This window comes from Longispora fulva, from assembly GCF_015751905.1.
Taxonomy (GTDB): Bacteria; Actinomycetota; Actinomycetes; order Mycobacteriales; family Micromonosporaceae; genus Longispora; species Longispora fulva.
The window spans coordinates 5,780,748-5,794,234 of sequence record NZ_JADOUF010000001.1; the positions used below are offsets into that span (position 1 = coordinate 5,780,748).

Genomic DNA, 13,487 nt, shown 5'->3' on the forward strand with positions numbered 1-13,487 from the left:
GGTCCATCCCCTCCTGTCACGTTAGGCCAGGGTGGCGGACGTGATCCGGGCCAGGGCGAACGTGTGCAGGGTCTCGCTGCGCTCGTCCTCCGCGCGCAGGTAGCCGGCCCCGATCGACATCGGACGCACCAGCCGGGAGATCGTCGAGCCGTGCGGGTCGATATAGCCGACCCAGACGGCGACCCGGTCGCGGATCGCGTCGCGGAGCACGGCGAGAGCGTCATCGATGGTGCCGCTGACCACCACCGGGGCCTTGCGGGCCGCCCGGGCCCGGGCGTCGCCGATCCGCAGCTCCTCCACGATGCCGGCCAGATACGCCTCCGGCAGCTCCAGCGGCTGCCCGGACGACCGGTCGAACCCGGCGGTGGGCGCGCGGCGCGGCGCGGCCCTGGTGAGCAGCACCGCCCCGGTGGCGTCCTCGGGCACCGGGCTGTAGCCGGTGTCGCGGAGCGCGTCGATCACCCGCGCGATCTGGTACGGCGACACGAGCACCGTCGGGGCCAGCCGGCGGAACGCGAGCCCCGACAGCCGGCGGTCGGCGGCGAGCTCGGCGAGCAGCGCCTCGTCCTCACTGCGCAGGTACGCCGACGCCGAGCCGGCGCGCAGGCCGCCGTGCTTGCGGGACACGTCGTCCACCAGGTAGGTCAGCGCCTGGGGCACCGGGGTGGTCGACCGGCGCGCGAAGAGGGCGTGCAGGTCCGTCGCCGCGTACCCCGCGTCGAGGGCCCGGCGGAGGCTGTCCACGCTCACCCGGTACACGCTGGGCGACTCGCGGACCGCGACGGCCGCCAGCTCGGCGGCCAGCCCGGTCGACGGCGGGCCCGGGACCACGATCGTCAGGTCCGCCTGGAGCAGCACCTGGTCCACCGGGGCCGGCAGTAGCGCGGCGAGGATCATCACGGAACCGGGCTCACGGTCGAGCACGCCCAGCGGGTCGTCCACGGACTCCGGCGCGAGCAGGGCCCGGCCGTAGCCGGTCAGGGCGCCCATCGCCGTCAGGCCCAGGGTCGCGGCCTCCGACAGCGCGGCCGCCAGCAGGGTCGGCCGGGTGAACCGGCGCGGGGAGCGCCAGCGCAGCACGGCCAGCACGTCCTCGGCCTCCGCCCCGGTACCGGCGGGCAGCTCCGTGAGCATGGCCAGCACGGCCGCGCGCAGGGCCGGCGCGCCGGAGCGGGCCAGCTCGCCCGACAGGGCGTTCATCGGCCGGTCCCGCTCGTCCCGGGTGCCGATCAGGGCCGCCTGGCGGGGCATCCGCAGCCAGGCCTCGGCGAGGATCTGCCAGCGCTCGGCGAGACCCGCCGCGAGCCACGTGTCGAAGACGGCCGTCGGCAGCCAGTGCGCGCCGCCGGTGCCGTTGTCCAACACCCCGATCAGCCCCGCCGAGTACGCCACCTCCAGGAGCAGGCCGGCGGTGCCCTCGTCGACGGCCGCGGTCCTCGCGACCCGCCTGAGGTCGCGGGCGCTCAGGCCGCCGGCCTTGAGGATCGGCGCCGGCAGGTCGTTGACCAGCACCTCGACCAGGCGGACCACCTCGATGGCCTGCCCGGCCCCGGCCTGGTCGACGGCTCCGCCGCGCTTTCTGGTCGGCAGCACCGGCGGGGTCGGGTGCAGTTGGCCGAGCGGGCCCTCGTCCCGGCGGAGCAGCAGGCCGACCTCGCGGGGCAGCTCCACGGCGTCGTCGGAGATCGGCACGAGCAGCCGCCGGTTGAGCAGCCAGCGGACCGGCGAGTCGTCGGTCCTGTCCTGCCGGGCCTCGGTGAGGGAGCCGACCGGCGGGCCGGCGGCCAGGGTGTCCAGGACGGCGCGCGCCTCGGGCGGGGCGGACATGATCGTGCGGCGCAGCGCCGCCGGGTCGGCCGCCAGCTCCGTCGCCGCGGTGTCGCCCAGGTCGGCGGCCGGCCGGCCGAGGCCCGCCGGATACGCCGAGCACACCTCGTCGAGCACCGAGACCGGCCGCAGCGCGGTGTCCGGGCCGTGCACGAGGAGCAGCGCGCGCAGCCGGTCGACGGCGGCCCGGGTCTCCGTCACGTACGGCGCGGTGACGGTGAGCACGGCGTCCAACGATGCCGTGCCGTGGGTCGCGGTCCCGGCGGGAGCTGCGCCCAGCAGCCGGAGGGCGTCGAGCACCTCGAGGGTGAACAGGTCGAGGGCCTCGAGCGCCCGGGCCACCGACAACCGGGTCTGGGCCCGGTTGGCCAGGGCGGACAGGTCTCCCGGAAGGGGGACGGTCAGGTCCGGACGGGCACGAAGCAGCCCCGCGAGGGCCTCATCGGGCAACGCTCGCAGGTGGTCAGCCAGGCTCATAGACATCGTTTCCTAAGTTACCTGCCCCCGGGGCAAAACGCGGCCTGCCGGTACACGGTCGCCGACCGGGCATACTTGAGGGTCTGCCTTGTTGGAGGTACCCGCATGACCTGCCTGATCGTGCAGAGCGATAAGACGCTGCTTCTCGAAATCGACCATCCGGACGCCCAGGCGTGCCGGCTCGCGATCGCACCGTTCGCCGAGCTGGAGCGTGCCCCCGAGCACGTGCACACCTACCGGGTGACCCCGCTGGGCCTGTGGAACGCGCGCGCCGCCGGCCACGACGCCGAGTCGGTGGTCGACGCGCTGCTGAAGTACAGCCGCTATCCGGTGCCGCACGCGCTGCTGGTGGACATCGCGGAGACCATGTCGCGGTACGGGCGGCTGCAGCTGCTCAACGACCCGGCCCACGGTCTGGTGCTGCGGTCCACGGACCGGGCGGTGCTGGTCGAGGTCGCCAAGTCCAAGCGGCTGGCCGGCATGCTCGGCGCGCGGATCGACGACGACACGATCGCGGTGCACGGCTCCGAGCGGGGCAACATCAAGCAGGGCCTGCTGAAGCTGGGCTGGCCGGCGGAGGACCTCGCCGGGTACGTGGACGGCGAGTCGCACGAGATCACCCTCGCGGAGGACGGCTGGCACCTGCGGCCGTACCAGCAGGAGGCGGTGGACGGGTTCTGGGCCGGCGGGTCCGGGGTCGTCGTGCTGCCCTGTGGCGCGGGCAAGACGATCGTCGGCGCGGCGGCGATGGCGCACGCGAGCGCGACGACGCTGATCCTGGTCACGAACACGGTGGCCGGGCGGCAGTGGAAGCGTGAGCTGATCGCGCGCACGTCGCTCACCGAGGACGAGATCGGGGAGTACTCGGGGGAGAAGAAGGAGATCCGGCCGGTCACCATCGCGACGTACCAGGTGCTGACCACCCGGCGGAAGGGCGCGTTCTCGCACCTGGACCTGTTCTCCGCCCGCGACTGGGGCCTGGTCATCTACGACGAGGTGCACCTGCTGCCGGCCCCGATGTTCCGGTTCACGGCCGATCTCCAGGCGCGTCGCAGGCTGGGTCTGACGGCCACCCTGGTCCGCGAGGACGGCCGCGAGGGGGACGTGTTCAGCCTGATCGGCCCGAAGCGGTACGACGCGCCGTGGCGGGACATCGAGAACCAGGGCTGGATCGCGCCGGCCGACTGCTGCGAGGTCCGGGTGACGCTGACCGAGCGCGAGCGGATGGCGTACGCGACGGCGGAGGCCGAGGAACGCTACCGGATGGCGGCCACGGCGAAGACGAAGTTGCCCGTGGTGCGCAAGCTGATCGAGAAGCACGCCGGCGAGCCGGTCCTCGTGATCGGCGCGTACCTGGACCAGCTCGACCACCTCGCCGAGGAGCTGGACGCGCCCGTGATCGAGGGCAAGACGTCGAACAAGGAGCGCGAGCGGCTGTTCGACCTGTTCCGCAAGGGCGAGCTGAAGGTGCTCGTGGTCTCCAAGGTGGCGAACTTCTCCATCGACCTGCCGGAGGCGTCGATCGCGATCCAGGTGTCGGGCACGTTCGGTTCCCGGCAGGAGGAGGCGCAGCGGCTCGGCCGGGTGCTCCGCCCCAAGCAGGACGGGCGGCAGGCGCACTTCTACACCGTCGTGTCCCGGGACACCGTGGACGCGGAGTACGCGGCGCACCGGCAGCGGTTCCTCGCGGAGCAGGGGTACGCGTACACGATCATCGACGCCGACGACGTGCTGGCCCCGCCCGGCTAGTCCGACCGGCCCCGGAGTCTCCGGGGCCGGTCGTCGCCACTAGCTGGTGAGGCCCTGGATCAGGCCGAGGACCTTGTCGAACGTGGGCCGGGGCTGCCCGCAGTTCTCCACCGTGTACGTCTCCGGCCCGACGACCAGCGTGTAGTTGAACGTGTCCGCGCACTTCGCCGTGCCCGGGGTCTTCAGCTCCTTGATCAGGACCGGGTCCTTGAGCAGGCCGGTCAGCGTCGTCCGCTGCGCCTCGGTGAGCTTGCCGGACTTGTTGGCGTTCGTCCGGTCACTGGCGCTGGTCCACGAGCCGTCGGGCTGGATCTTCCAGGAGTCCTTGACCCCGGCGAGCCCGCCGGTACGGACCAGGACCACCTCGTCGGCGGAGGCCGGAACCTTCTGCGGGTTCGGGTTCACCGTCGAGGTGGGGGTGGGGGCCGGTGCCGAAGACGAGGTGGAGGCCTGGGTGTCGGCGTTCGGGGACTTGGCCGGCTCCGCGCCGCACGCGGCCAGGGCCAGGGCGGCAAGGCCGGCGATCGTCAGTACACGAAGGGTGCGCATCTTGTTGTTCTCCTAGTTGGTCGCCGTCACACGGCCGACGAATTCCGCCAGTTCGACGATATGAGGGGTGGGGGCCTCCAGGCCGCAACTCGGGACGACTCCCGAGGTGGGCCCGGCGTTCAGGACGTACGTGATGCCGTCTGGGCAGGTCTCCTGGCGGGCCGGGGCCGACAGCTCGGCGGCCAGGGCCGGGTCGTTGAGCCTGTTCGTCAACTCCCCCAGCTGGGTGGCCGTGAGGGTGCCGCTGGCCCTGACCTGCTGGCCGTTGGCGTCGGTGAGCCGCCAGGCCCCGTTCGCCTCGACCTTCCACATGTCCGATCCGCCCTTCAGACCGCCGTTGCGGAGCAGGATCATCTGGGTACCGAACCCGGACGGCCCGACGGTCGGGCGGGCGGACGCGCTCGCGGTCGGCGTCGGACGGGTGCCCGACGGGGCCGGAGACGCGGACGTGCAGGCCGGCAGGGCCAGCACGGCCAGGACGACGAGGGCACGGGACGCACGCATACCCATGTGACGTGTGCCATGGCGCTACGGTTCCCGTATGGGACTGACCGACGATCTCGCCGCCGCGCTCGGCGACCGGGTGCTCACCGACCCCGACGTTCTGGAGACGTACCGGCGGGACGAGGCGGATCTGTGTCCGGCCGGGGTGCCGCTCGCCGTGGTCCGGCCCCGCTCGACCGCCGACGTGGTCCAGGTCGTCAGGATCGCCGGGGGGTACGGGGTCCCGATCGTCCCCCAGGGCGCCCGCACCGGGCTGGCCGGCGGCGCGAACGCCCTCGACGGCTGCGTGGTGCTCAGCATGACCGCGATGACCGACATCCTGGAGATCGACCCGGTCAACCGGCTGGCCGTCGTGCAGCCCGGGGTGGTCAACTCGGCGATCAGCGCGGCGGTGGCCGAACACGGCCTGACGTACCCACCGGACCCCGGCTCGTGGGAGTCCTCGACGATCGGCGGCAACGTGTCCACGGACGCCGGCGGCATGTGCTGCGTGAAGTACGGCGTGACCAGCCGGTACGTGCTCGGGCTCGAGGTCGTGCTCGCCGACGGGGAGGTGCTGCGCACCGGCAGACGGACCGCGAAGGGCGTCGCCGGCTACGACCTGACGAAGCTGTTCGTCGGCTCCGAGGGCACCCTGGGCGTCATCACCGAGATCACGCTGGGACTGCGGCCGGTGCCCGGCGTGTCCCGGGGGCTCGCCGCGATCTTCCCGACCACCGCCGCGGCCGGGGCGGCCGTGACCTCGATCGTGGCCGGCGGGCACACCCCGAGCCTGCTGGAGCTGCTCGACCGGACCCACCTGGCGGCCATCGAGGCGTACCGGCCGCAGGGGTTGCCCACCGACGCCGCCGCGCTGCTGCTGGCCGCCGTGGACACCGCCGACCACGAGCTGGAGGGCATCGCCGCACTGTGCCGGGCGGCCGGGGCCACCGAGGTGCACGTCGCCACGGACGAGGCGGAGACGGTGGGCCTGCTGGCGGCCCGGCGGCTCGCGCATCCGGCGATGGAGCGACTCGGCAAGCTGATCATCGACGACGTCGCGGTACCGGTCTCACGGCTGGCCGAGCTGCTCGACGGCATCGACCGGATCGCGGCGGAGCACGCGGTGACGATCGGGGTGGTCGGGCACGCCGGGGACGGGAACATGCACCCGAACATCGTCGTCACCGAGGACAACGTGCCGGCCTGTCAGGCGGCGTTCGACGAGATCATGGCCCTGGGGCTCGCGCTCGGCGGCACCTGCTCCGGCGAGCACGGGGTGGGGCTGCTCAAACGCGACTGGCTGGCCCGGGAGCTCGGCCCCGTCGGCGTGCGCGTCCATCACGCGATAAAAGCCGCCCTCGATCCGCGAGGACTGCTGAACCCGGGGAAGGTGATTCCGGCCCCCTGACCCACTGGAGGTCGAGCTCCGCCCACTCCACGGCCGTCCGGTCACCCGGAAACCGCCACTCGTCCCTCGCTGACAGCTTCGGCAGCCGGTCGGTGAGCAGGGCGAGCCCGATCAGCGCTCCGGCGAGCACCCCGCCGAGCGCCCAGACCCCGGCCTCGGCCGGGCCGGTGACCCCGCCGTAGAGCCGGCCCCACGAGGCGGCCGCGGCGGCGAGCGGGACGGCGACCAGGCCACCGCTGGCGGCGCTGGCCACGACCCGCAGATCCGAGCCGCCGGTGCGGAACCGGGTGAACGCCGCCGCGATGATCACCGCCGAGCCGGCCAGGCCGAACCGCCAGCCGAGGTGCGCCTCGCCGGTGTGCCCACCGGGCCAGGACAGCACGCCGGCCGCCGCGCCGAGCACCGGCAGGACGGCGCCCAGGACGACCCCGCTTATCAACCCAACGATCAGGGTGCCAGTCGGCCGAACGGTGGATGTCATATCGCCACATTACGGAGTGCGGGGCTCCGGGCCGGTCGAATTTTCGTCACAAGTGCGTATCACTGGTGCCGGTCGATGCCCTTTGTCGGGTGGGACCGGCGGCCGGTCGCCGCAAGGACGTCCGGCCCGGCCGGCCGGCACCGGAAGGTCGCCGGCGGCTGGCCGGGAAAGCCGGCGACTTTCCGGAATCGGGCCGCGGCCACGTGGCGGTGGCCGGGTCAGGCCGAGGCCGGGTCCGGGGCGTAGCCGCGCACGTCCGGGGCGCCCAGCCGGGCGGCGTCGGCCGTCTGGTCGTCCGGCATCCGCTGGGACTCGCGCTCCGCCTGCACCCGGGCCACGTAGTGCGTGATCTCGTTGGTCGCGGTCTCCGCCGACCAGCCGAGCACGTCGCCCATGAGCCGCGCGGCGTGCGGGGCGGACTCCACTCCCCGGTGGACGGTCTCGATCGAGATCCGGGTACGCCGGGTCAGCACGTCGTCGAGGTGCAGCGCGCCCTCGGCCCGGGCCGCGTACACGACCTCGGCCGCCAGGTATTCGGGGGCGCCGTCCAGCGGGCCCGGGTACTCGTCCGCGACGTCGAGGATCTCGGTGTACAGCGCGCCGTAGCGTTCGAGGAGGTGTTCGAGCACCCCGACGGACACCCCGTGCCGGCGGGCGATGTCCGCGCGGTTCTGCCAGGCGTGCTCGTAGCCGTCCGCGCCGATCAGCGGGATGTCCTGGGTGCGCGACGCCGGGGTGCCCGGCAGCCGGGAAGCCGCCTTGTCGACGACGTCGGCCGCCATCACCCGGTACGTCGTGTACTTGCCGCCGGCCACCACCATCAGGCCCAGCATCGGCTCGACGACCGCGTGCTCGCGGGACAGCTTCGAGGTCTCCTCGGACTCGCCGGACAGCAGGGGACGCAGGCCCGCGTACACGCCCTCGATGTCGGAGACGGCGATCGGCCGGTCGAGGACGGCGTTGACATGTTCGAGCAGGTACGCGATGTCGCGGCCCGACGCCGCCGGGTGCGAGCGGTCGAGCTGCCAGTCGGTGTCGGTGGTGCCGATGATCCAGTGCCCGCCCCACGGGATGACGAACAGCACGGACTTCTCGGTGCGCAGGATCAGGCCGTCGTCGCCGGAGATCGCCGAGCGCGGCACCACCAGGTGGATGCCCTTGGAAGCCCGGACCCGCAGGCCGCGCTTCTTCGTGCCGAGCATCTCGGCGATGTCGTCGGACCACACCCCGGTCGCGGCGATCACGGTCCGGGCCCGCACGTCGAACTCGTCCCCGGACTCCATGTCCCGGACCCGGACGCCGACGACCTCGCGGGCGTCGCGGAGCACGTCCACGACCCGGGTCGAGGTGGCCACAGCCGCCCCGAGGGACGCGGCCGTCCGGGCGATCGTCGCCACGAAGCGGGCGTCGTCGACCTGGCCGTCGTAGTACTTGATCGCGCCGATCAGCTGGTCGTCGCGCAGGGACGGGAACCGGCGCTTGGCCGCCGTCCGGGACAGGTGCCGGTGCCACGGGATGCCCCGGCCGAAGCCGAGCACCGAGGCCATCGAGTCGTAGAGGGCGACGCCGGCGCCGTAGTAGGCGCGCTGCCAGACCCGGGCCGTCAGCGGCACCAGGAAGGGCACCGGGCGGACCAGGTGCGGGGCGAGCCGGGTCAACAGGAGGCCTCGTTCCCGCAGCGCCTCGTAGACCAGCGGGAACTCCAACTGCTCCAGGTAGCGCAGGCCGCCGTGGATCAGCTTCGAGGACCGTGAGGAGGTGCCGGACGCGAAGTCGCGGGCCTCGACCAGGGCCACCGACAGGCCTCGGCTCGCGGCGTCGAGCGCCGCGCCGACCCCGGTCACCCCGCCACCGATGACCAGCACGTCGAACTTCTCGGTCCGCATCCGTGCGAGGTCGGCGGCTCGCCGCTCCGGGGAAAGACGGCTCTGGGTGTAACGGGACTCACTCGGATCACGGCGCACATGCCCACGGTATCGGTTGGCCACGGATATCGTCCCGTTATGCAGCCTGAATCACGCTCGCCCTGGTCGGTGGTCGCGGCCGTCTTCGTCGGCCTGTGGACGGTCGGCGTCACCTGGGCGCTGCAGGGCGGCTGGTGGCTCGTCTCAGACGTCCTGCCCAGCTTCGGGCAGGACGCGCCGCTGGCCGGGGGCGTGGTGGTCGGCGTGATCAACGCGCTGCTGGTCGCCGTGCCGGCGGCGTTGCTGCGGTTCTCGGGACGGCCGGCCGTTCAGGCCTCCGGGGCCGCGTGGCTGGGCGGGGCCGGGCTGGTGGGGGTGCTGGCGGTGAGCAGGGCCGTGCCCGTGGCGTACCACGAATGGTTGCTGTTCTGTCAGTTCCTGATCTTCGGGGTGGTGGCCGTGGTCGCCCGCTGGGCGCACCGGAAGCGGGACCGCGAACGCGACGCGTTCGGCTGGGGACTGGCCGCCGGGCTCGCCTCGGCGCTGCCGTGGGCGTGGGCCGGATCGCTCGGCGGCTGGGTGGAGTCGGTGCTCGCGGTGCTGGTCTGCGCCGCCGTCGGGGCGTGCGCCGGCGAGCTGCTCGACTCGCGGTTCTGGATCCCGTTCCGGATCCCCGGCCGGGCCCGGCTGCTGTGGGTCGGCGGGCTCGTCGCGGGCGTCGCGCTGCTGCTGGTCGCGGCGTCGTCCGGCGCGTGGGGGCCGAACCTGCTCCTGATGGCCGTCCTGCCGCCGCTCGGGTTCGCCGCGGCGGCCCTGCACCGGCCGGCCGGCGTCGCGGCCCTGGTCAGCGCGGCCACCCTCGGCCCCCTCGCCTTCGTCGACCCCGAGGAACTGTCGCTGCTCCTCAACCTCGAAACCCGCGACATCGGCTACTGGGCCCTGCTCGCCGTCGCCGGCTCACTGGCCGTCGCGGTCCTGCTCTTCGTCGGTTACGGGTTGGCCGTCCCCCGCGAGGCCGGTCGTCCCGTGCTCGCCGGCACGGTCGCGGTCCTCATGCTCCTCGCCGGCCTCGGCGTCTACTTCGGAGTCGGCCGGCCCGGCTTCCACGGCGACCGGATGTTCGTGATCCTCAAGTCCCAGGCGAACCTGGACGGCGTGCACGGCACGGCCGTACAGGCGGCGCTGCGGGGGCACGCGGAGGCGTCCCAGCGTGGCCTGCTCGCGGCCCTCCGGGACCTCAGCCTCGGCTACCGGGCGTACTACCTGGTCAACGCCGTCGAGGTCGACGCCAGCGACCCGGTCACCCGGGCCTGGCTGTCCGCCCGCGACGACGTCGACCGGGTGCTGACCAGCCCGCACCTGCGCCCGCTCCCCGAAGGACCCGAAGTCGCCAAGGGCACCCTGCCGGCGCCCACCGAGCCGGAGTGGAACCTGAACCTGATCGGCGCCCCGACGGCCTGGGAGACCGGCGCGCGCGGCCAGGGCATCGTGATCGGCACCTCCGACTCCGGGGTGGGCATGGTCCCGGCCGTCGCGGACGGGTACCGGGGTGGATCCGACTCCTGGTACGACCCGTGGAACGGCTCGAAGACGCCCCAGGACCACGGCGGCCACGGCACCCACACCCTGGGCAGCGCCCTCGGCCGGGGCGGGATCGGCGTCGCCCCCGAGGCGAAGTGGATCGGCTGCGTCAACCTCGACCGGAACATGGCCAACCCGGCCTACTACCTCGACTGCCTGCAGTTCATGCTCGCCCCGGGCGGCGACCCGACCCGCGCGCCCAACATCCTCACCAACTCGTGGGGCTGCCCGCCGGAGGAGGGCTGCGACCACGACACGCTCGCCCAGGCGCTGAAGGGGCTCAAGGCAGCCGGGATCTTCTTCGTCGCGGCGGCCGGCAACAGCGGACCCGCGTGCGGGACGGCCGACGACGTGCCGGCGCTGTACCCGGAGAGCCTCACCGTCGGGGCGGTGAACAAGGACCGGGAGGTCACGTCGTTCTCCAGCCGGGGGCCGGCCGGCGGCCGGGTCAAACCCGACGTGGTCGCGCCCGGCGAGGGGGTGGTGTCGGCGATGCCCGGCGGCGGGTACGCGGCGCTGGACGGCACCTCGATGGCCACCCCGCACGTCGCCGGGGTGGTGGCCCTGATGTGGTCGGCGAACCCGGCGCTGATCGGCGACGTCGACCGCACCCGGCAGATCCTGCGGGCCACGGCGTCCCCGGTGACGAAGGTGGACAAGGCGAGCGAGCCGATCGACGCCTGCGGCGGGGATCCGGAGAACGTGCGCGGGGCGGGGCTGGTGGACGCGGCGGCCGCGGTGACCGCGGCGCGGGCGGCACGCTGACGCGGCAGGTCACGGCCGTGCGGGGTGCGGGCGGGGCGCTCCGCGCCCCGCCCGCCTCACGTTGCAGATCACCCCCGCGCTACGCGCCCGGCAACGTCAACCGGAAATGCGCCCCGCTGTCCGAGGCCTCCAGGGCCACCGCCCCGCCATGCGCGGCAGCGATCGCCGCCACGATCGCCAGACCGAGCCCCGCCCCCGAAGACGCCGCGGCCCGCGTCGAACCCACCCGGTAGAACCGCTCGAAGATCCGATCGGCGTGCTCCGCCGGAATCCCCGGCCCCTCGTCGACCACGTCCACCACCCCTGGCCCGACCACGACCGACACCGGCCCGGCCGTGTGCCGCAGCGCGTTGTCCACGAGATTGCCCACCGCCTGCCGCAACCGCACCGGATCCCCCACCACCGACGAGGACTCCCCGGTCAACGTCACCCGGTCCGTCAGGTCGTCGAGCACCACGTCCGCCGCGACGTCCAACAGGTCCACCCGCTCCGCGGCGAGCGGCCGGTGCTGGTCGAGCTGCGCGAGCAGCAGCAGATCGTCCACCAGCCCGGACATCCTGACCGCCTGGGCGGAGATCCGGTCGATGATCCGGTCGGCGTCGGCCAACTCCAGGGAGGCGCGCTGCTGGCGGAACACGTCGGCGTACCCCCGAATGGTGGTGACCGGGGTGCGCAGCTCGTGCGAGGCCTCGCCGACGAACCGGCGCATCTGCTCGGCCGCCGACACCGCCGCCTGCTCGGAGGCCTCCCGGCTGAGCAGCGCGGCCTCGATCCGGCCCAGGGTGCGGGCCAGCCCCCAGCAGGCCACCCCGAGGGCGAGCAGGGCGACCGCCGCCACGCCCAGGTTGATGGTCGCCAGGCGGTCCACGGTGTCGTCGACGCCGGTCAGCCGGGTGCCGACCGCGAGGTAGCCGCCCTCGCGCTGGTCGACCCGGACCACGAGCCAGTCCCCGTCGACGTACGGCCGGTCGAGCGGGCCGGGCCGCACCTTCGGCGGGGCCTGGTCCCCGGAGTCGAGGGTCAGCGTCAGGGTGCCGTCGGCGGCGTAACTCTGCACGACGTAGTCGCTGGGCAGTTCCTGCCGGCCGCTCGGCCGGGACGTGGACGTGGAGGTGCGCGGGAAGTGCCGGACCCGCTCGGCCGTGGCGACCAGGCGCTTCTCGGTCTGCGCCATCAGGTAGTGCCGCAGCAGCCGGGTGCCGGCGAATCCCGTGATCAGCAGGGTCGCGGACACCAGCGCCAGGACGCCGGCCACCAGCCTGAGCCAGAGCGGGGCCCGTCTCATGCCCTCGGGGCCCGCAGGACGTAGCCGACCCCGCGCAGGGTGTTGATCAGTCGGGGACCGTGGTTGTCCACCTTCTTCCGCAGGTACGAGACGTACAGCTCCACGATGTTCGCCTCCCCGTGGTAGTCGTAGCTCCACACCCGGTCGAGGATCTGGGTCTTCGACACGACCCGCCCGGCGTTGAGCATCAGATACCGCAGCAGCCGGAACTCCGTCGGCGACAGCGCGACGAGCTGCCCGGCGCGGCGCACCTCGTGGCTGTCCTCGTCGAGTTCCAGGTCGCCCACGGAGATCCGGCCGGTGGGCGCCTCGGCGGTCCGGCGGAGCACCGCCCCGATCCGCGCGATCAGCTCCTCCAACGCGAACGGCTTGGTGACGTAGTCGTCGCCGCCGAGGGTGAGGCCGGTGACCCGGTCGTCGACGTCGCTGCGCGCGGTGAGGAACACGACCGGGGCGTCCACGATGGTGCGGAGCTGCTTGAGCACCGTGAAGCCGTCGAGGTCCGGCAGCATCACGTCGAGGACGACCAGGTCGGGCGGGTGCCCGGCGGCGCAGCGCAGCGCCTCGCCGCCGGTGGCCACGGCCGTGACGTCGTAGCCCGCGTACCGCAAGCCGCCGCTGAGCAGCTCGCGGATGTCGGGCTCGTCCTCGACGACGAGCAGCCGGGCGGTCACCGCGTGCCGCCGCCGGCCGGCTGCCCGCCCGTGCCCCCGGTGCCGGCGCCACCCGTGCCCCCGTTGCCGCCCCGGTTGAAGCCGCCCTGGAAGTTGCCGCCGCCGGGGAACTGCTGCTGCGGATTGGTCGCCGCCGGGGTCGGGGTCAGCACCTGCCGCGTCGTGTACGCCCCGCCGACGAACCCCGCCACGACCAGCACGATCCCGAGCAGGATCGCCGTGCTCCTGGGCAGCCGCCAGCTCCTGCGCTGGCGCGCCAGCGCGTCCGCGAGTTGGGCCTCCACGTCGTTCACCATAGCCA

General features: G+C 73.6%; 10 protein-coding genes. 3 read left to right on the forward strand and 7 right to left on the reverse strand.

Annotation, left to right across the window (positions count from 1 at the left end; genetic code table 11):
• Positions 1 to 21: 21 nt before the first annotated feature.
• Positions 22 to 2,310, reverse strand: coding sequence for a helicase-associated domain-containing protein (locus IW245_RS26065; RefSeq protein ID WP_197005794.1), 2,289 nt, complete (start codon positions 2,308 to 2,310; stop codon positions 22 to 24).
• A gap of 99 nt (positions 2,311 to 2,409) precedes the next feature.
• Between IW245_RS26065 and IW245_RS26070 the strand changes: the two genes are divergently transcribed.
• On the forward strand, positions 2,410 to 4,053 hold the full coding sequence (locus IW245_RS26070) for a DNA repair helicase XPB (RefSeq protein WP_197005795.1): 1,644 nt from the start codon (positions 2,410 to 2,412) through the stop codon (positions 4,051 to 4,053).
• A gap of 39 nt (positions 4,054 to 4,092) precedes the next feature.
• Here IW245_RS26070 and IW245_RS26075 read toward each other — a convergent pair whose 3' ends face one another.
• Positions 4,093 to 4,602 (reverse strand): hypothetical protein, encoded by a 510-nt coding sequence (locus IW245_RS26075; protein ID WP_197005796.1) that lies wholly within the window; start codon positions 4,600 to 4,602, stop codon positions 4,093 to 4,095.
• A 12-nt stretch (positions 4,603 to 4,614) separates the two neighbouring features.
• Positions 4,615 to 5,112 (reverse strand): hypothetical protein, encoded by a 498-nt coding sequence (locus tag IW245_RS26080; RefSeq protein WP_197005797.1) that lies wholly within the window; start codon positions 5,110 to 5,112, stop codon positions 4,615 to 4,617.
• Positions 5,113 to 5,143: 31 nt separating this feature from the next.
• Between IW245_RS26080 and IW245_RS26085 the strand changes: the two genes are divergently transcribed.
• Positions 5,144 to 6,496 carry an FAD-binding oxidoreductase gene (locus IW245_RS26085; protein ID WP_197005798.1) on the forward strand — a complete coding sequence of 451 codons (1,353 nt, stop codon included), beginning with the start codon at positions 5,144 to 5,146 and terminating at the stop codon, positions 6,494 to 6,496.
• Positions 6,497 to 7,195: 699 nt separating this feature from the next.
• On the opposite strand, the gene IW245_RS26090 is transcribed toward IW245_RS26085, so the two are convergent.
• Positions 7,196 to 8,863 (reverse strand): glycerol-3-phosphate dehydrogenase/oxidase, encoded by a 1,668-nt coding sequence (locus tag IW245_RS26090; RefSeq protein WP_197008686.1) that lies wholly within the window; start codon positions 8,861 to 8,863, stop codon positions 7,196 to 7,198.
• Between the two features lie 117 nt (positions 8,864 to 8,980).
• Between IW245_RS26090 and IW245_RS26095 the strand changes: the two genes are divergently transcribed.
• Positions 8,981 to 11,227, forward strand: a complete 2,247-nt coding sequence (locus IW245_RS26095) for a S8 family serine peptidase (RefSeq protein WP_231398940.1) — start codon at positions 8,981 to 8,983, stop codon at positions 11,225 to 11,227.
• Between the two features lie 79 nt (positions 11,228 to 11,306).
• Here the strand turns inward: IW245_RS26095 and IW245_RS26100 are convergent, their stop codons facing one another.
• The 3 genes from IW245_RS26100 to IW245_RS26110 are packed head-to-tail and all read right to left on the reverse strand — an operon-like array spanning position 11,307 to position 13,479.
• Positions 11,307 to 12,512, reverse strand: coding sequence for a sensor histidine kinase (locus IW245_RS26100; protein ID WP_197005800.1), 1,206 nt, complete (start codon positions 12,510 to 12,512; stop codon positions 11,307 to 11,309).
• Complete coding sequence (locus IW245_RS26105) at positions 12,509 to 13,186, reverse strand: response regulator transcription factor (RefSeq protein WP_197005801.1); 678 nt, start codon at positions 13,184 to 13,186, stop codon at positions 12,509 to 12,511. The genes IW245_RS26100 and IW245_RS26105 overlap by 4 nt, the downstream gene beginning before the upstream one ends.
• Entirely contained in the window at positions 13,183 to 13,479 is a 297-nt protein-coding gene (locus tag IW245_RS26110; RefSeq protein WP_197005802.1) for a hypothetical protein, read from the reverse strand. The genes IW245_RS26105 and IW245_RS26110 overlap by 4 nt, the downstream gene beginning before the upstream one ends.
• Between the last annotated feature and the right edge of the window lie 8 nt (positions 13,480 to 13,487).